Here is a 17,854-nt window from a genome sequence, read left to right as displayed (position 1 = left end):
ACTTCGACTCTTTAATTATTTGATTTCTTCTAAACGTTGTTGGATTGCGTTATAAACGCGTTCGACATCAGTTGGCGTACCACGCAATTCATAATTAGCAATTAACGGTACATTAAATTGCAGCGCATAACGGCGAGCTGTTAAGATGTACTGGGCATTAAAATTTTTATTTCCCGATCCAATAATTCCTAATAAATGTTGTTGGTTTTCGGGGATCTCTAATTGTTCACGTAGGCAATCCGTCAATATTTCAAATACACCATTATCGATACCGTTGCCACCATCTAAATAGGTCGGTACAAAGACAAAAAAGGGTGCATCTTCAATTATGTCAGGGGTTGCATCTGAAACCTCAATTGGGGTAAAAGTGACACGTCCTTGTGTTTCAGCATACGCTGTTAGTTTTTCAATAAATGAGTGGGTATTGCCGGAGATTGAAGTATATAACAGATGAATAGGCATTTTTATCCTCCAAAATTTTCTACTAACATTAAGTCTAAAAAATATTATGATAATTAGCAATTAAATATGTAACGGAAAGTTATTATTTAATCTTTTTGTAATAATCACTCAAAATGCTTATGTGGTGCTATAAAGCCTATGTCAAGCCTTTTTTTAAGCAAATTAATAGCTTGCAAACAGTTAGTTGAGTGGTTTATACTCAATGTCATATTAACAAAGCGTTAGGTTTTATAGAAGAAGAAAGTTTAGGTGAAAATATGCAAAATGTGACCGTATATACAAAAAATAACTGCATACAATGTCTTATGACCAAGAAGACATTAACACAATATGGTATTAGCTATTCAGAAAAGAATGTTGAAAATGATGCTGAAGCACTTGCCTTCTTAAAAGACAAAGGTTATCAATCAGTACCAGTTGTCTTTTCAGAAGATATGGAGCCTGTTAGAGGGTTCCGACCAGATTTGCTTGCAAAGTTAAGTAAAGCAATCTAATTCAATCAAAATAATTAATTAAGATACTTATGTGTCGGTGCAATCAATGGGATTCCGCTTTACACTAGGTACGCGGGGGAATTATATGTCATTAGCAACGCTGGATTTAGATAAGGTAACTTATTTTGATCTGAATAACCAATTAAATATTCCAAAAAATAATAGTATTCAGTTACAGAAAGATACTGAAGCGCTACAGGCTTTTATTCAAGAGAACGTTAAGCCAAATACGAAACAATTTAACTCAGTACAGGATCGTTTTGATTATTTGATTGCAAACGATTATGTGGATCAAAAAATGGTCAACAAGTACACGATGACTTTCATTGAAAAGCTATATGCATATTTGGAATCACAGAATTTTCAGTTTAAGTCTTTTATGGCTGCATACAAGTTTTATGCACAATATGCTTTAAAAACAAATGATGGTGATTATTACATTGAAAATTATAATGATCGAATTGTGATGAATGTTCTATTTTATGCTAATGGGGATGAAACACTGGCCATGAATTTAGCTGATGAAATGATTCATCAACGTTATCAGCCGGCGACTCCTTCTTTTCTAAATGCTGGGCGTTCACGTCGTGGAGAGTTAGTTTCATGTTTCATTTTACAGGTAACTGACGATATGAATGCCATCGGACGTGTGATTAATTCAGCACTTCAATTATCTAAAATTGGTGGTGGTGTAGGTATTGTTTTGTCGAATTTGAGAGAGGCCGGCGCGCCAATCAAAGGCATTGCTAATGCTGCATCTGGGGTCGTTCCTGTTATGAAACTATTGGAGGACTCATTTTCATACTCAAACCAAATGGGTCAACGTAATGGTGCAGGAGTTGTCTACTTATCAGTATTTCATCCAGACATTATGAGTTTTTTGGCAACTAAAAAAGAAAATGCTGATGAAAAGATTCGTGTGAAAACATTGTCACTTGGCTTAACTGTTCCTGACAAATTCTATGAATTACTTAAAAATAATTCAGATATGTTCCTATTCTCTCCATATGACGTCGAGCGAGTATACGGCAAGCCATTTAATTATGTAGACATTACGGCAGAATATGATGCCATGGTGGCTAATAAGCAAATTCGCAAAAAGAAAATTCGTGCTCGTGAACTAGAGACTGAAATTTCAAAGTTACAGCAAGAATCTGGGTACCCTTATATTATCAATATAGATACAGTTAATGCTGCTAACCCAATTGCTGGAAAGATTATTTCATCTAACTTATGTTCAGAAATATTACAAGTTCAACGAGCATCACAAATTAATAATGAGCAAACTTATGATGAATTGGGAACAGATGTTTCATGTAATCTTGGGTCAACTAACATTGTTAATATGATGGCAACAAAGAACTTTGGTAAGTCAGTCGATGCAATGGTTCGTGCATTAACATTTGTGTCGGATCAAACAGATCTCGATATTGTGCCATCTGTAAGGTTAGGTAATCGCCAGACACATGCAATTGGCCTTGGCGCCATGGGATTACACGCTTTTTTTGCTAAAAATCATATGTATTATGGTGATGAAGAGGCATTGGACTTTACTAATGCCTACTTCTTGATGCTAAATTATTATAGTTTGGTTGCTTCAAACAATATTGCGAAAGAACGTCAATCTAGTTTTTATGAGTTTGAAAAATCAACTTACGCTAGTGGTGCTTATTTTGATAAATATATTAACGAAGATTGGTCACCAAAAACAGATAAGGTGAAAGAAATCTTTTCTGTACATCATTTCCCAACAAAGGAAGACTGGGTTGCATTAGCGGAGTCAGTTAAGCAATATGGGTTATACAATGCATATCGCATGGCTATCGCGCCAACTGGGTCAATTTCATATGTGAATGACGCAACTGCTTCATTGCATCCTATCATTAATCGTGTTGAAGAGCGACAAGAAAAGAAGATTGGAAAAATTTATTATCCGGCACCTTATTTAGGAACAGATACGTTACCCTACTATGAGTCTGCGTATAATATGGATATGCGCCGTGTTATTGATGTTTATGCAGCAGCACAACAGCATATTGATCAAGGAATGGCATTGACATTATTTATGCGTTCCACAATACCTGCGGGACTATACGACTGGAAGGATGGTCATACTGAAAAGATGACCACACGTGACTTAAACATTCTAAGATTGTATGCTTATCAAAAGGGTATCAAATCAATCTACTATATTCGTACTTATACGGATGATATGGAGGAGTTTGGTGTTAATGAATGTGAAAGTTGTTCAATTTAGACTGCGGTATAGATAAGGAATAAGGTGAACAGATGACAGCAGGATATGAAGCAATCAACTGGAATGCGATTGAAGACAAGGTTGATAAAGCCACTTGGGAAAAATTGACAGAGCAATTTTGGCTTGACACAAGAATTCCTCTGTCAAATGATTTGGATGATTGGCGTAAAATGACCGAACAAGAGCATTATTTGGTTGGTCACGTTTTTGGTGGGCTAACATTACTAGATACATTGCAGTCTCAAGACGGTATGGCATCTTTGAAGCAAGCAACTAGGACACAACATGAACTAGCAGTTCTAAATAATATTGAGTTTATGGAATCTGTCCATGCCAAGTCATATTCTTCAATTTTCGAAACATTACACACACCAGCTGAAATTGACGAGATATTTGATTGGACAAATAGTAATGAATTTTTGCAATATAAGGCAAATCGAATCAATCAGGTTTATCAAAATGGTAGCCAATTACAGCGTAAAGTTGCCTCAGTGTTTTTAGAGACATTTTTGTTTTACTCAGGATTCTATACACCACTTTGGTATTTAGGACACAATAAACTAAATAATGTTGCTGAGATTATTAAGTTGATTTTGCGTGATGAGTCAGTCCATGGTACGTACATTGGCTATAAGTTCCAATTAGGGTTCAATGAGCTTAGTACAGATGAACAAAATGAATTAAAAACCTGGTTATACGATTTATTGCTAGATTTATATGGAAACGAAGAAAAATATACCAAATTATTATATGATGAAATTGGATGGACTGAGTCTGTGTTAACATTCCTTCGCTATAATGCGAATAAGGCATTGATGAATTTAGGTCAGGATCCATTATTCCCAGACGGGGCTGAAGACGTTAATCCAATCGTTATGAATGGTATTTCGACAACAACCTCAAATCATGATTTCTTCTCACAAGTTGGTAATGGTTATCGCCTTGGTCAAGTTGAAGCTATGGAAGATGATGATTATTATATTGAATAGTATTGCGTAAGTAAAAAAGACGTGATATTATTATGACATTAATAAACGAGGAGAAAATTAGTTATGGTTAAAGTTAATTTCCAATTAAATGGTTGGTGGCGCAGATAACGCGTACGAGCTATGATTGCATAGACTTGGTACGTGGTTCCTTTTGGAGCAGATGTATTGAGTCTGTGCTGACTAATTTTCCAAAAATTATTGGAAAGGGTTACACGACTTAGTGTATAGTCCTTTTCATGTTAAACACGAGAAGGTACTATAGTATCTGCTCGTGTTTTTTATTTTATCAAAAAGATAATAGTGGGAGTGAGTAAGCAAATGAATAAAAAAATATTGGGTACAATTGGCATATTAGCGTTATTTACACTTTTTGCTGGTGTATATGAGACGGTTGATAAGCAGCAAAAAAAAGCCATACCAACAGTGGCAGTTTTACAATTTATGAAGCATCCGGCCCTAGATGCAATTAATAAAGGTATTTATGAGGGATTAGCAAGTGAGGGATTTCATAAAGGGAAAAATATCAAAATACTTTTTGAAAATGCTCAGGGCGACCAATCAAATTTGAAAACAATGGCATCAAAATTTGATAATGCTCAGGCTGATGTATCGGTGGGAATTGCAACCCCAGCAGCAGTGTCTTTGGCAAATACAATTACCGATAGACCAGTTGTTTTTGCTGCATCAACGACACCAATACAATCAAAACTTGTGAAAAGTTATCAGCACCCAGGCGGTAATGTGACAGGTGTGTCAGATCAAGCACCTTTAAAATCACAATTAAAAATGATGCAAACTTTTTTGCCACATCTAAAAAATCTTGGTGTTATCTACACTTCTTCTGACGATTCAGCATCGATTCAAGCCAAACAGATGATGACATTAGCCAAAAAAGCAGGTATTCAGGTAAAACCATATACAATCTCATCATCAAATGATTTAAATCAAACTTCTAAGCAAATGGTTGCTAATCACCAGGTTGATGCAGTATTCGTGCCAACTGACAATACAATTGCAGGGGCAATGCCAACACTGATTGATAGTACAAATGCAGCGAATGTCCCGGTATTTCCAACGGTAGATACCATGGTTAAAGATGGTGGCCTTGCAGCAGAATCAATTAATCAAGAAGAATTAGGAATCAAGACAGGAAAGCAAGTTGCCCAAATATTAAAGGGCAAAAAGCCCAAAGATATGCCAGTTGGTTTTATTAAAAAGGGTGATTTAGTCATTAATCGCGCACAGTTAGATAAATTAGGCATTAAAATGCCAAATAAATATAATCAACAAGCAAAATTCGTAAAGTGAGGCAATTATGAATATTTTAATTTCAGCTATTGGACAGGGATTGATTTGGGCAACCTTAGGATTTGGATTATTCCTAACTTTCCGTATTTTAGACTTTCCCGATATGACAGTGGAGGGCACTTTCCCCTTAGGTGCGGCAACTGCAGTTACTTTAATATCAAATGGGATCTCTCCAATTATTGCGACAATCTGTGCAGCATTAGTGGGAAGTTTAGCAGGATTAGTTACTGGTCTACTATATACAAAGGGTAAGATTCCTATTTTGCTTGCAGGAATTTTAACAATGACGGCGGCCTATTCCGTTAATTTAAGAATTATGGGTCAAGCCAATCGATCATTGCTGGGGAAAGACAGCTTATTTTCATATCACTTTTTAAAAATTTTACCCCCTAATTTTCCGGTTATTGTTATTGGATTAATTATGATTGTATTATTGACAATTTGTTTGGCATTATTTTTGAAAACAGAATTAGGTCAATCTTTTATCGTGACTGGTGATAATCCTAAGATGGCTCGTTCTTTAGGTATCAACACAGACAATATGACAATTTTAGGATTAATGATTGCTAACGGGTTAATTGGCCTCGGTGGGGCATTAGTTTCACAAAATAATGGTTTCGCCGATGTGAACATGGGTGTTGGTACAATTGTGGTTGCACTTGCTTCAATTATTATTGGTGAAGTTGTATTTACTGATACACTGACTTTGACTGAACGTTTAATTACAATTGTTATTGGATCAATTTTCTATCGATTTGTTCTAGTTATTGTCTTATATATCGGCTTTAATGCAGATGATTTGAAATTAGTAAGTGCCATTATACTTGGACTGGCATTGATGTTACCGGGAATACGCTCAAAGTTGCGTTTAAATGCATTTTTAAAACGAGGATAACTAACTATGGCTTTAAAAGAAAAATTACGATTAGATCATGCAACGGTTGTTGTCAATCAGGGTCAATCGAATGAAAAAACAATATTAGATGATGTATCGTTAATCCTGCGAGATGGTGATTTTGTGACTGTTTTAGGATCTAATGGTGCTGGTAAGTCAACACTGTTTAATGTTATTGCTGGTTCTTTGGCACTAACTAGTGGACATATTTTCCTGGGCGATCGTGATGTAACTAAGTTAGATGAAGCGCAACGAACACATTTTTTGGCGCGGGTTTTTCAAGATCCTAAACTGGGTACTGCACCACGAATGACAGTAGCAGAAAATTTATTGTTGGCCGAAAGAAGAGGCTTAAGAAGGCGTCTAAAAAATCGTGGGTTGACTGATGAAAAAAAAGCATCCTTTGTGGCAGTTACTAAAACCATGGGAAATGGTTTGTCGGATAGATTAGATATGGATGCAGGTGATTTGTCAGGTGGTCAGCGACAAGCCTTGTCATTCTTAATGGCTACCCAACTCAGACCAGAGGTGCTATTGTTAGATGAACATACAGCAGCATTGGATCCTAAGACAAGTGCACAATTAATGCGAGTGACAAACGAACGAATCCATGAAGAAAAATTAACAGCATTAATGATTACCCATCATTTAGAAGATGCGTTAGATTATGGTAATCGTTTAATCATTATGTCAGAAGGAAAAATTTCATTGGATGTTAGTGGTGAAGAAAAGGAGAAATTAACAGTAACTGATTTATTAAATTATTTTAATCGTTACTAATAACAATAGTGTGATGAAAAAAAACATATTAGCTAATAGTTTGGCAGTTGCGGGTGGCGGCTTTATTGGTGGTGTATTACGAGCAATCATGCTGATTATTTTTCACAATAATCAGTTTCCATGGGCAACAATTATTGTGAACCTAACGGGGACTTTTATGTCTGCCTTGTTAGTCATATTGCTTGGTAAAGTTACTAAACTTAGTCAAGTGACGGCAAACTTCATTATGGTAGGAATATTAGGTGCATATACGACTTACTCAACAGCATTGGCTGATATTAGTCGATTGTCATTTTTGGGGGTCTTGTTGTATTTATTAATGAGCATCGGTGGTGGTGTGGTAGTTGTGCTGTTAAGTCGTGCAATCGGCCATAAAATGGTGACGTCATGGCAGAAATAATGTTAACTGGTTTAGGGGCAATGTGTGGCTCGCTCATTCGTTTTGGGTTATTAACAGTGGCTCCTCGGTGGTTTGGCAAGTTAGCAGATTTAATGGTTGTCTGCATTAATCTATTAGCAGCATTGGGTATGGGGATTGTTGTGGTATTAATTTTGCCGGATTGGCTTCATACAATTTTAGCACCAGGTATTTTAGGTGGCTTGTCAACGTTTTCAGCACCAATTGTGGACATTGCAGATGCTATTCAAAAACCGCATGGTCCACATCAAATGCTAATTTTTAAAACAATTATGACATTTATTGGGGGCTTGATTATTTTTTGGCTTGGCATGCAAATTGGTCAAAATTTGCTTTAAGTGCACAGATATATGTAAAAATTAAGAATAATTTGCTTGATGGGTTAATCTTTGTTGAATGGTTGTTTCACAGGTGGTACACTCAATAGTATGAGATATGAGAGATAGCAAAATAGGGGATAGCCACATGAGTTTAATTAATCGCGACCGAATTAATGCTATTCGTCAAGCTAATGATATTCCTGTTCGTGAATTAGCAAATATTGGCATTAGCCGTAATCGCTATTATCGGTATTTGAATAATGAAAATGACTTACCAGCTGAAGGATTTATTTCACTGATGAGTCATTTATTATTAACGGGAACAGAAGTAAATACAGAACTAGTCAATGGATTTGATACTGTTGAAGGATTAATCATTGCTTTACAAGAGGCAAATCAAAAACATGCGGTTGATGATATAAAAGATATTAGTCGTCGCGGTTATCATTTGTTTCGTAATACGATGGCCCGTGGTTATTTACGCGTGGCCAGTCTTGCAGATGTTCTGCATGCACAGATTGTTCCTGATGAACATGCGCAAATTGCCAAAAAAATTCTAATTGATTCTTTTGAAGCAGTTACAATTTGGCGAGAAATGGATGTCGCGTTGCTAGCTCCAATAATTACTGATATTCCAGTGGAAAGAGTTGCTGATTATTTAACAATTATTTGGTCTAAACATTGGTCACATCATACAATGGAATTGCTTAACACAATGACCGCTAAATTTTTAGTTATGTTATTAGGAGAAGAGCAGCTCCACCGAGAAATCTTCAATGAGGTTGCTTCATGGATGGTGGAACAGCCACGGGATGCGATGAGTTTTGCTTGGTGGTCTAGTTTGGTAGATCATTTGGTGAAGCATCAATGGGAAAATGCTGAGACAGACATACAAGTAGTTGAGCAATTGAAAATGCATGATATGTTTGAAAATGGACAAGATTTATTACGCGCTTGGCAAAATTATGTTTCTACAGTTTATGATAAATAAACTAATTGGAACACGTTTAAAGGGTCAGCAATTTACCAACTTCGATGAAGTGGTAAATTGCTGACCCTTTACATATTATGGTAGTTTTTTAATTTTTCCGAATTTTTAGTATATTACTGCTATGTTTGTGGTGAATTGACAGAATTACTTATTAGCAATTACTTCGATATGATTGCCGTCAATGTCGTCAAGATAAAAAATTATGTGTCGACCATCATCACTTTCTGCTGCAGGTTTTGATTCTTTGACTTCGTAATTAATAAAATGATTTTCTACTGATTCACGATGGTCACGTACAACGACCTGAACAGTAATTGGCTCAGCAGCTGGATCTTCTGTAAACACGATAGCATGTTGGTCAAAGTATAAATGTCTTGATTCGTTTATACCAAATTCAGTTGGTAAATCAAATACCTCACGATAAAATCGTACCGCATTGGGTACATTTTTTGCTGGAATTTGTAAAGGGCTGAATTTTCTAACTCGCATTTGTTACACCTCAATATTTTTTAATTTATCAACTATTCATTATACGCCTAGAATTAAAACAATGACGACAAAAGTCATTTAGCAAACGTCTTTGTTTTAGGAGGTCAATTTATGACAATTAAAATTATATCAGTGAGGCAGCTAGGTGATTTATTAATGCAGCGTTATGCCCATTCACCACAGGAAGGTTGTTGGGTAGTTGCTGTAACAACACAAATGACAATTATTGAGATCTATCAAGTTGCATTGGGTACTTTAGATAGCGTGAGCATTCATCCACGTGATGTCTTTCGACATTTAGTGGCGACTAATGCATATGGTTTTATTTTGTGCCACTATCATCCTAGTGGCAATTTGAATGCATCATCTGCGGACAAATCAGCAATGTCTCAAATGGCCATGTGTAGTCAGATTATGCAGGTTCATTTTTTGGATTTTATGATCATTTCGACAAAAGGATATCGAAGCTATCGGACAGAACATTTATTACCCAAAGTTGAGCTAGAAACACTAATCGATTTATGGACTAAGGTCGACAACATGTGATAAACTTAGTAAGAAATTGCATGGTACTTTTTAAAGTACATGGTTAGAATTATCAAAAATAAAAAAAGAAAAGGGAAAGTGCTGTGTTTTCATTTGGAACTCGAAATGTTGGAATAGACTTAGGAACAGCTAACACGTTAGTATACATTGAAGGTAAAGGAATCGTTCTTCGTGAGCCTTCTGTTGTTGCACGGAATACAAAAACTAATGAAGTTGTTGCCGTTGGTACTGCTGCTAAAGAGATGCTTGGACGGACACCTGGTTCAATCACGGCTATTCGGCCAATGCGTGACGGGGTCATTGCTGATTACGAAACGACAGTAGCAATGCTGAAGTACTATTTAGGTAAGGCATTAGGTACTCGTGGTGCAAAACCATATGTTACGATTGGTGTGCCTTCAGGGGTAACAGCTGTTGAGAGGCGTGCTGTCATTGATGCTGCTCGTGTGGCTGGTGCTCGTGATGCTTATGTTATCGAAGAACCCTTTGCAGCAGCTGTTGGTGCTGGCTTGCCAGTCATGGAGCCAACTGGATCAATGGTTGTTGATTTAGGTGGTGGTACGACAGATGTTGCAACCATCTCACTTGGTGGTATTGTTTCATCACGTTCGATCAGAATGGCTGGTGATAAGATTGATGAAGCAATTATGACTTATGTACGTCAAAAGTACTCAGTATTAATTGGAGAGCAAACGGCAGAACGGCTAAAAATGGCAATTGGTTCGGCAGATGTTGAGGCATCTGAAGATATGGAAGGTACCACTGCACGCGGAAGAGATTTGGTAACTGGTTTGCCAAAGACGATTGAAATTAAGGCGAGTGATGTTGCTGATGCTATTAAAGATGTTATTGCTGAAGTGATTGTTGCTATTAAAGAAACTTTGGAAGAAACATCTCCTGAAATTGCTGCTGATGTTATTGACCGTGGTATTGTCTTGACTGGTGGTGGTGCGCAATTAGCTCATTTAGATGAAGTGATTGCAGAGGCAACCAAAGTGCCGGTCTTTGTTGCACCAGAACCATTAGATGCGGTTGTTATTGGTACAGGTGAAGCTTTAAAGTCAATTGATGTTTTAAAAAATAATTAAGCCGAAACTTGTAAAGTAGTAACTACCTGCCGTTATTTTCAGGGTAGTTTATTCATACATGCTAGAATTGATAGGTAAAAGCTCATGTAGTATGATAAAACAAGATAAACGAAAGGCATGTTTAAGATGAAGAATATCTTTACATCACGTCGGCTAGTGATTGGTGTCATTGTTGTCATTGTGGCGATTGGTGCAATCACATTAGGTGCACGTGCCCACAATTCAGAAAAAGAACCTTCTTTGCCAGTCCGAGTTATCTCGGATGTATCAGGTTGGACTTCTAATATTGTGAATGCCCCAATAAGAGCAATTAAAGGTGGCTTTGATTCAATTGATGAGTTGATGAATACCTACCAAGAAAATGATCGATTAACTAAAAAGGTTGATGATTTAGCTCAGACAAAAGTTCAGTTGCAAGTCTTGCAACAAGAAAATCGTGCATTAAAAGATCAACTTAAAATAAGCGACACATTGACAGATTATAAGGTTGTTAATGCGGTTGTTACATCACGGTCACCAAGTAATTGGCAAACGCAGTTGATTATTGATAAAGGTACCAATGCGGGACTGAAAAAGGGACTATCTGTGATGGGTTCTGGTGGCCTTATTGGACGGATTACTCAAGTAAATACAACCAATGCCAAGGTTGAACTTCTATCAGACAATAGCCAAGTTTCAGATCGATTTGCTATTCGTGTGCAAAACAGTGCCGGAGAAACAGTCGATGGGATTATAACTAGTTTTAATCAATCTAAAAATCTGATTGTGATGGGTCAAATTACATCAAGTGTCTCAGTTAAGAAAGGTGATTTGGTTACAACTAGTGGACTTGGTGGTATAACACCATCTGGATTGTATGTTGGTAAGGTTGAGAAGGTTGGAAGTGATAACTATGGGTTGTCAAAGAAAATTTATATCAAACCAGCAACTGATTTTAATAATATTCCGGTTGTAAGTGTTGCTATTCCTTAGATAATATAAAAAGAGATCAAATTTTAATTTGATCTCTTTTTATATATTAAGCAATTTACTTTTAGTTTGAAGAAACAATTGTCCGATCGTTTAATGACTGTAAATCACGGTTGTTATGACTGTAAAATATCATCAAATTAGCGATTTGCTCCTGTGAGAGTGTAACTGGTGTTTTTAGTACATACCATTCGACATTTTCAGTTAAAGGTGGTGTGGTTAATGAACCAATATAGTGATAATATTCCTTATCTTCAGGGATAATGTCATTGACTGGTATTTCAAAGTTAGTCGTTTCATTCATGTGTTGTAGGACAGCATCATATGTTGCAGATGCATTGCCGGCCCTAACAACCGCTGCAACAACTGCTAGGCGACCATCAATTGCTTCGTGTACGAAATGAATTTCAGCATCATATGATTGCTGATTGATTGTGTGTTCGCTAGGTGTGTGAATATGAAATTGTTTAAGTGAAAAGGGACGATTTCCTAATTGGGCCTGCCCTTTTAAACCAACCTCAATGCCCGCACCTGTATCTCGTACATAATTCGCAATGTGATTGTAATTGAAGGATAGTGCTGTTTGAAAATCATTTTTAACGACAAGATCATCAGATAATGCAATAGGTGATTGCATGTTGCCAGAAACACGTGGCCATTTATCTTGTGCTGCGTAATCTAATTTTTCCATGTTATTTCTCCTTATAAACCATACTCTCTTAAGTGTAGCAGTCTAATATGTTTTATTACAGGAATTTTTTATTGTAAATTAGTTGACGGGGTAGTTAAAATCAGGCTACTATAATGTAGTTACCAATTTTGTAACGACTATGGAGAATAATTATGCTGAAATATATAAGTACCACATGGATTCATTTTATTTTAGTTATCATTGCCATTATGCTTGATGGCGGGATATCATTATATTTGGCACCATTACTATTTAAACAACCGATGTCGGCAAGCCCAATGCTCTCACTAATAGTTGTGATGATGCCTGTTATGACGGGATATGCACAACAAATTAAGCGTAAGTGGTTGTATCTTATTGCACTGTTTGCAGGTATGTTAGTTGACATTTTTTATACTGGCATTATCGGCCCAGCAATAATTGGCTTTTTGCTAATTCTTCGTTTAGCAGAATTTATTCAAGGATATTTATCTTACAGTTTCTCATCGTCATTAGCTGTTTGGTTCGTCACATTGACAGCATACATGGTATATGATTATGCGGCGTTTGGCATTATTAGTTTGGTGAATTTGAATGTACCGAATTTTATTATGTTCCATTTATTCCCAACAATTATTGTTAATTTAATTCTATTCATTGTTGTATATGATTTTATTACGTATTTGTATAATGCAACCAAAAAACCAGACATTTCATCTTATGATGTCACACTTCGTGATTTGAATAGTCGCTTAGCTTTGAAATCACGTTCTCAGAGAAATATTTCAAAATAAGATTGACTTATGATTTGTTTTAATTTATATTGTTGTAAACAGTTATTTATAAAAAAGATTTGATTGGAAGAGTAGTCTTGTTATCTTGTTAAAGAGAGTTACGCTGAAGCTGAAAAGTAACCAAGGTACTAGATGAACCACACCCAAGATTATCGGAGCCTAATCGTTCCCGTGTCATGATGTTATCCATGAGTGCCATTTGATATCAATGGTACTAGAGTATTAGCTAGTAATGGTTAATTAAACTGAGGTGGAACCACGAGTAATCGTCCTCAAGCAATCTGTGTGATTGCTTGAGGACTTTTTTATTTATTAAGGAGATTATTGCAGATGGACTATATTATACAGATTTTACCAAGCATACTAAGTGGCTTGAAAATGACAATTGGTGTGTTTGTATTAACATTGATTGGGTCAGTGCCATTGGGAATTCTAGTATCGCTAGCTTTGCGATCAGATATTTACTTATTGAAGTGGGTTATGAATGCGTACGTATGGATAATGCGTGGGACACCTTTGTTACTACAAATCGTATTTGTGTATTATGGATTAAGTTTAGCGAATATTATGACTTTGCCACGATTTGAAGCAGCAGTAGTAACCTTTATTTTAAATTATGCAGCTTATTTTGCCGAAATATTCCGTGGTGGTATTCAAAGTATCCCGGATGGTCAATATGATGGTGCAAAAGTACTAGGATTAAGTAAATTTCAAACAATGCGCAAAATTGTTTTGCCACAAGTATTCAAAATTGTGATGCCATCGATGGGGAATGAAGTGGTCAACCTGGTCAAGGATTCTTCATTGGTTTATGTCATTGGATTAGGTGATTTGATGCGTGCCGGAAATATAGCAGCTTCTCGGGATGTGACATTAGTTCCATATTTGTTGGTCGGGTTAGTGTATTTGGTACTGATTGCTTTGGCAACGATTATTCAACGTCGTACGGAAAGTAAATTGAACTATTATCGTTAAGGGGTAAGCATTATGTTAGAAATTAAAAATTTAGCAAAAGTTTTTGGCGATCGTGTGATTTTTAAGGGAATGGATTTAACGATAAATGATGGTGATGTTTTAAGTATCGTTGGTCCTTCAGGTATTGGTAAGACAACATTTTTGCGTATTCTAGCCGGCTTATTGCCAGCAGATCGTGGGGAGTTGATATTAAATAATGAATCATTAAATATTTCGGGTGATCGTCAAGGTGCACAAGTGGGTGTCATTTTTCAAGACTTTAACCTATTTCCACAGTATACAGTCAAGGAAAATGTGACATTAGCCCCACAACTTGTTAAAAAATTGTCAAAAAAAGAAGCCAATAATATCGCAGACGAATTATTAACTAATTTAGGGTTAGAAGAACAAATTAATCAGTACCCATTTCAATTATCTGGTGGTCAGAAGCAACGTGTCGCAATTGCCCGAGCGCTTGCAATGAAGCCAGGAATTTTGGCCTATGATGAACCAACATCAGGGCTAGATGCGGGTTCGACAGAGCGTGTGATTAAGGTCATTAAACAGCTGAAAGAACAGGGTGTTACGCAACTAATTGTTACTCACGATTTACCGCTTGCACAGGCGGTTGCTGATAAAACTTTTGATTTTGGTACGGACGTCTTAAGAGGAGGAAACCTATGATTAAGTCTAAAATTAATTGGCGACGGCAAATTATTGGTAATGGTCTTGTTATTATTGTCTTAGCTTTAATTGGTGGTTTCTTTTGGTATCGATCAGTTCATAGTCAAGATACTTGGCGTCAAGTAACAGCTGATAAGACAGTTGTTATCGGGGTCGATGATACCTTTGTTCCTATGGGTTTCCGCGATAAAAGTGGTAAATTAATTGGGTATGATGTTGATTTGGCTCGGGCTAGTTTGAAGAAAATTGGACTAAAAGCAAAATTTCAACCTATTGATTGGTCGATGAAAGAGACAGAATTAAAGACTGGTCATATTGATATGATTTGGAATGGCTACACGATTAATAGTGATCGAAAGAAAAAAGTTGCATTTTCAAATCCGTATCACCATGATCGCCAAGTTATTGTTACTATGAAAAATCAGCAAATTAATAAGTTGTCTGATTTAAAGGGTAAGCGGTTAGGTGCACAAACAGGTTCATCAGGATTATTAACTTATACTGAAAAAGGGAATAGCTTGCGAAAAATTGTTGGGTCTGATGCACAACAGTATGATACCTTTGATAAGGCGCTGAATGATTTACAGGTTGGTCGATTAAATGCTGTATTAATTGATGCTGATTATGCAGGTTATTATATTGCGCATGAGAAAGATCCTGAAGCCTTCAAAATAATTCAAACGAATTTTGGTACGGATTCGTACGGCGTTGGTATGCGTAAAGGGGATGTTACCTTGCGTAATAAAGTTAACGAGGCACTTGCGCAGGTTAAAAAGGACGGAACGATTGACAAAATATCACAAAGATATTTTGGAACCGATAATAAATAAATTAAGTGGGTGTGCGAAAAATGATGTTAATTTTGTAGCACACATTTAAAACCATTAATCTACCAAATTATGGATAGATTGGTGGTTTTTTGCGTACAAAAGTTATTTATGATGCAGTTATGTTTAATTATTTAAAAAAAGATATTGAGATTATATGAAAGAGCAAGTAGACTAAGTGGTATAAATTAGAGATGTGTCATAGTAAGTAATAAAGGGGTAATAGTTGGGATGAAAACAGATATTGAAATTGCACAATCCGCTGATGTTTGGCCAATTGAAAAAATTGCTTCACAGGTTGGCTTAAAACCGGAGGAATGGGAACCTTATGGTCGTGACAAGGCGAAGGTGCAACTTAGTGAGCAATCACAAGAGAATAAATTAGGTAAACTGATTTTAGTAACGTCCATTAATCCCACACCTGCTGGTGAAGGTAAGTCTACTGTTACAGTAGGTTTGGCCGATGCGTTGATGCATCAAAAACATAAAACAATGGTTGCATTGCGTGAACCATCTTTGGGACCAGTTATGGGACTAAAGGGTGGTGCCACTGGTGGCGGTTATTCGCAGGTGGTTCCGATGGCAGATATTAATATGCATTTTACTGGCGATTTTCATGCATTAACCAGTGCACATAATACATTGGCTGCCCTAATTGATAATAGTTTGTATCAGGGTAATCCATTAAATCTTGATCCACGACGTATTTTGTGGAAACGAGCACTAGATGTGAATGATCGGGCATTACGTCATGTGACGATTGGTCTAGGTGGTCCGACATCTGGTGTGCCACGTGAAGATGGTTTTGACATTACAGTTGCCTCTGAGTTAATGGCTATCTTAACGTTGTCTCGTGACTTAACTGATATGAAGCAGCGAATCTCAAAAATTGTGATTGGATATACTTATGATAAAAATCCTGTGACGGTAGCTGATTTAGGTGTTGCAGGTGCTATCACAACCTTGTTAAAAGACGCAATCAAACCTAATTTAGTCCAAACTTTGGCACATACACCAGCACTTATTCATGGTGGCCCATTTGCTAACATTGCACAAGGAACGAATTCGATCTTAGCAACTAAAACGGCCTTACAATTATCTGATTATGTAGTGACAGAAGCTGGTTTTGGTGCTGATTTAGGAGGCGAAAAGTTCCTTGATTTTAAGGCACCCTTACTAGGAAAAGTACCAGATACGATTGTCATTGTTGCCACTGTTCGTGCATTAAAGATGCATGGCGGTGAAGACAAGCAGAATTTAAAAACACCTAATCTATCTGCTTTGAAGCTAGGACTTGTCAATTTGGGTCAACATATAAAAAGCATGAAACGATATGGTGTACCGGTAGTTGTTGCGATAAATCAATTTACGCATGATACGAAGGAAGAACTTGCACTAGTTAATGATTATGCGAAAAGTCTGGGTGTTGAGGCCTATGTTGCTGATGTTTGGGGACAAGGTGGTTTAGGTGCACAAGACCTAGCTACTGGTGTTGTGCAAGCAACTGAGCAGGCTGAAAGTCAGAATTTTCAACCACTTTATCAACCAGAGGATGAGGCAATTGTAAAAATTAATCACATTGTACAGGAAATATATGGTGGTGATAAAGCTGTCTTATCTGGTAAAGCCGAAAAACAATTGGCAACATTCAAAAAATATGGTTGGGATAAGTTACCGATTATTATGGCAAAGACTCAAAATTCATTGACTGATGATTCAAAACGAATCGGGGCACCCAAAAACTTTGATATCCATATTCGTGAATTTATACCTAAGTTAGGCGCAGGTTTCTTAGTTGCACTAACTGGTTCAATATTGACTATGCCAGGACTGCCTAAACATCCAGCAGCGCTTGACATAGATATTGCTAGTGACGGCCAAATAACTGGATTAAACTAAATAAAGAATAGAAAGCAGCC

At 36.7% G+C, this 17,854-nt stretch carries 20 protein-coding genes; 17 read left to right on the top strand and 3 right to left on the bottom strand.

What is annotated here, in order from left to right; genetic code table 11:
- Positions 1-15 precede the first annotated feature (15 nt).
- Positions 16-462 (bottom strand): class Ib ribonucleoside-diphosphate reductase assembly flavoprotein NrdI, encoded by a 447-nt coding sequence (locus HMPREF0877_RS06850; protein WP_002828582.1) that lies wholly within the window; start codon positions 460-462, stop codon positions 16-18.
- A gap of 257 nt (positions 463-719) precedes the next feature.
- Here HMPREF0877_RS06850 and nrdH point away from each other — a divergent pair, with 257 nt between their 5' ends.
- From nrdH to HMPREF0877_RS06805, 9 genes are all read left to right on the top strand, one after another.
- Positions 720-956: a glutaredoxin-like protein NrdH gene (gene nrdH, locus HMPREF0877_RS06845; RefSeq protein WP_040760879.1), complete on the top strand. Its 237-nt coding sequence runs from the start codon at positions 720-722 to the stop codon at positions 954-956.
- Positions 957-1,041: 85 nt separating this feature from the next.
- Positions 1,042-3,213: a class 1b ribonucleoside-diphosphate reductase subunit alpha gene (gene nrdE / locus HMPREF0877_RS06840; RefSeq protein ID WP_040760877.1), complete on the top strand. Its 2,172-nt coding sequence runs from the start codon at positions 1,042-1,044 to the stop codon at positions 3,211-3,213.
- A 32-nt stretch (positions 3,214-3,245) separates the two neighbouring features.
- The gene (gene nrdF / locus HMPREF0877_RS06835; protein WP_002828579.1) at positions 3,246-4,202 is read left to right on the top strand and encodes a class 1b ribonucleoside-diphosphate reductase subunit beta; all 957 of its coding nucleotides are present in this window, start codon (positions 3,246-3,248) and stop codon (positions 4,200-4,202) included.
- Between the two features lie 318 nt (positions 4,203-4,520).
- A complete protein-coding gene (gene trpX, locus HMPREF0877_RS06830; protein WP_040760874.1) occupies positions 4,521-5,510 on the top strand; it encodes a tryptophan ABC transporter substrate-binding protein in 990 nt (329 codons plus the stop codon).
- Between the two features lie 7 nt (positions 5,511-5,517).
- The gene (locus tag HMPREF0877_RS06825) at positions 5,518-6,405 is read left to right on the top strand and encodes an ABC transporter permease (RefSeq protein WP_002828577.1); all 888 of its coding nucleotides are present in this window, start codon (positions 5,518-5,520) and stop codon (positions 6,403-6,405) included.
- Between the two features lie 6 nt (positions 6,406-6,411).
- Positions 6,412-7,185: an ABC transporter ATP-binding protein gene (locus HMPREF0877_RS06820; protein WP_002828576.1), complete on the top strand. Its 774-nt coding sequence runs from the start codon at positions 6,412-6,414 to the stop codon at positions 7,183-7,185.
- A gap of 13 nt (positions 7,186-7,198) precedes the next feature.
- Positions 7,199-7,585, top strand: a complete 387-nt coding sequence (locus tag HMPREF0877_RS06815) for a fluoride efflux transporter FluC (RefSeq protein WP_002828575.1) — start codon at positions 7,199-7,201, stop codon at positions 7,583-7,585.
- Complete coding sequence (locus tag HMPREF0877_RS06810; RefSeq protein ID WP_002828574.1) at positions 7,573-7,941, top strand: fluoride efflux transporter FluC; 369 nt, start codon at positions 7,573-7,575, stop codon at positions 7,939-7,941. Before HMPREF0877_RS06815 ends, HMPREF0877_RS06810 begins: the two co-directional genes overlap by 13 nt.
- Before the next feature lie 127 nt (positions 7,942-8,068).
- Positions 8,069-8,914, top strand: coding sequence for a hypothetical protein (locus tag HMPREF0877_RS06805; protein ID WP_138075705.1), 846 nt, complete (start codon positions 8,069-8,071; stop codon positions 8,912-8,914).
- A gap of 144 nt (positions 8,915-9,058) precedes the next feature.
- Here HMPREF0877_RS06805 and HMPREF0877_RS06800 read toward each other — a convergent pair whose 3' ends face one another.
- Positions 9,059-9,403, bottom strand: coding sequence for a VOC family protein (locus HMPREF0877_RS06800; protein WP_002828572.1), 345 nt, complete (start codon positions 9,401-9,403; stop codon positions 9,059-9,061).
- A gap of 111 nt (positions 9,404-9,514) precedes the next feature.
- Between HMPREF0877_RS06800 and HMPREF0877_RS06795 the strand changes: the two genes are divergently transcribed.
- The 3 genes from HMPREF0877_RS06795 to mreC all read left to right on the top strand — a co-directional run bounded on the left by HMPREF0877_RS06795 (position 9,515) and on the right by mreC (position 12,009).
- Positions 9,515-9,949, top strand: coding sequence for a JAB domain-containing protein (locus tag HMPREF0877_RS06795; RefSeq protein ID WP_002828571.1), 435 nt, complete (start codon positions 9,515-9,517; stop codon positions 9,947-9,949).
- A gap of 83 nt (positions 9,950-10,032) precedes the next feature.
- A complete protein-coding gene (locus tag HMPREF0877_RS06790) occupies positions 10,033-11,037 on the top strand; it encodes a rod shape-determining protein (protein ID WP_002828570.1) in 1,005 nt (334 codons plus the stop codon).
- A gap of 126 nt (positions 11,038-11,163) precedes the next feature.
- Positions 11,164-12,009: a rod shape-determining protein MreC gene (mreC, locus tag HMPREF0877_RS06785; RefSeq protein ID WP_040760871.1), complete on the top strand. Its 846-nt coding sequence runs from the start codon at positions 11,164-11,166 to the stop codon at positions 12,007-12,009.
- Positions 12,010-12,070: 61 nt separating this feature from the next.
- On the opposite strand, the gene HMPREF0877_RS06780 is transcribed toward mreC, so the two are convergent.
- Entirely contained in the window at positions 12,071-12,697 is a 627-nt protein-coding gene (locus HMPREF0877_RS06780; RefSeq protein WP_002828567.1) for a carbonic anhydrase family protein, read from the bottom strand.
- Positions 12,698-12,849: 152 nt separating this feature from the next.
- Here HMPREF0877_RS06780 and mreD point away from each other — a divergent pair, with 152 nt between their 5' ends.
- From mreD to HMPREF0877_RS06755, 5 genes are all read left to right on the top strand, one after another.
- Positions 12,850-13,470, top strand: coding sequence for a rod shape-determining protein MreD (gene mreD, locus HMPREF0877_RS06775; RefSeq protein WP_002828565.1), 621 nt, complete (start codon positions 12,850-12,852; stop codon positions 13,468-13,470).
- Between the two features lie 330 nt (positions 13,471-13,800).
- Positions 13,801-14,445, top strand: a complete 645-nt coding sequence (locus HMPREF0877_RS06770; protein ID WP_002828564.1) for an amino acid ABC transporter permease — start codon at positions 13,801-13,803, stop codon at positions 14,443-14,445.
- A gap of 12 nt (positions 14,446-14,457) precedes the next feature.
- The gene (locus HMPREF0877_RS06765) at positions 14,458-15,108 is read left to right on the top strand and encodes an amino acid ABC transporter ATP-binding protein (protein ID WP_002828563.1); all 651 of its coding nucleotides are present in this window, start codon (positions 14,458-14,460) and stop codon (positions 15,106-15,108) included.
- Positions 15,105-15,938, top strand: coding sequence for an amino acid ABC transporter substrate-binding protein (locus HMPREF0877_RS06760; protein ID WP_002828562.1), 834 nt, complete (start codon positions 15,105-15,107; stop codon positions 15,936-15,938). Before HMPREF0877_RS06765 ends, HMPREF0877_RS06760 begins: the two co-directional genes overlap by 4 nt.
- 228 nt (positions 15,939-16,166) lie before the next feature.
- Entirely contained in the window at positions 16,167-17,834 is a 1,668-nt protein-coding gene (locus tag HMPREF0877_RS06755) for a formate--tetrahydrofolate ligase (RefSeq protein ID WP_002828561.1), read from the top strand.
- Positions 17,835-17,854 lie beyond the last annotated feature (20 nt).

This window comes from Weissella paramesenteroides ATCC 33313 (assembly GCF_000160575.1).
Lineage (GTDB): Bacteria > Bacillota > Bacilli > Lactobacillales > Lactobacillaceae > Weissella > Weissella paramesenteroides.
Note: the sequence above shows the minus strand (reverse complement) of the source record. Positions and strands in the feature narration are given on the sequence as shown.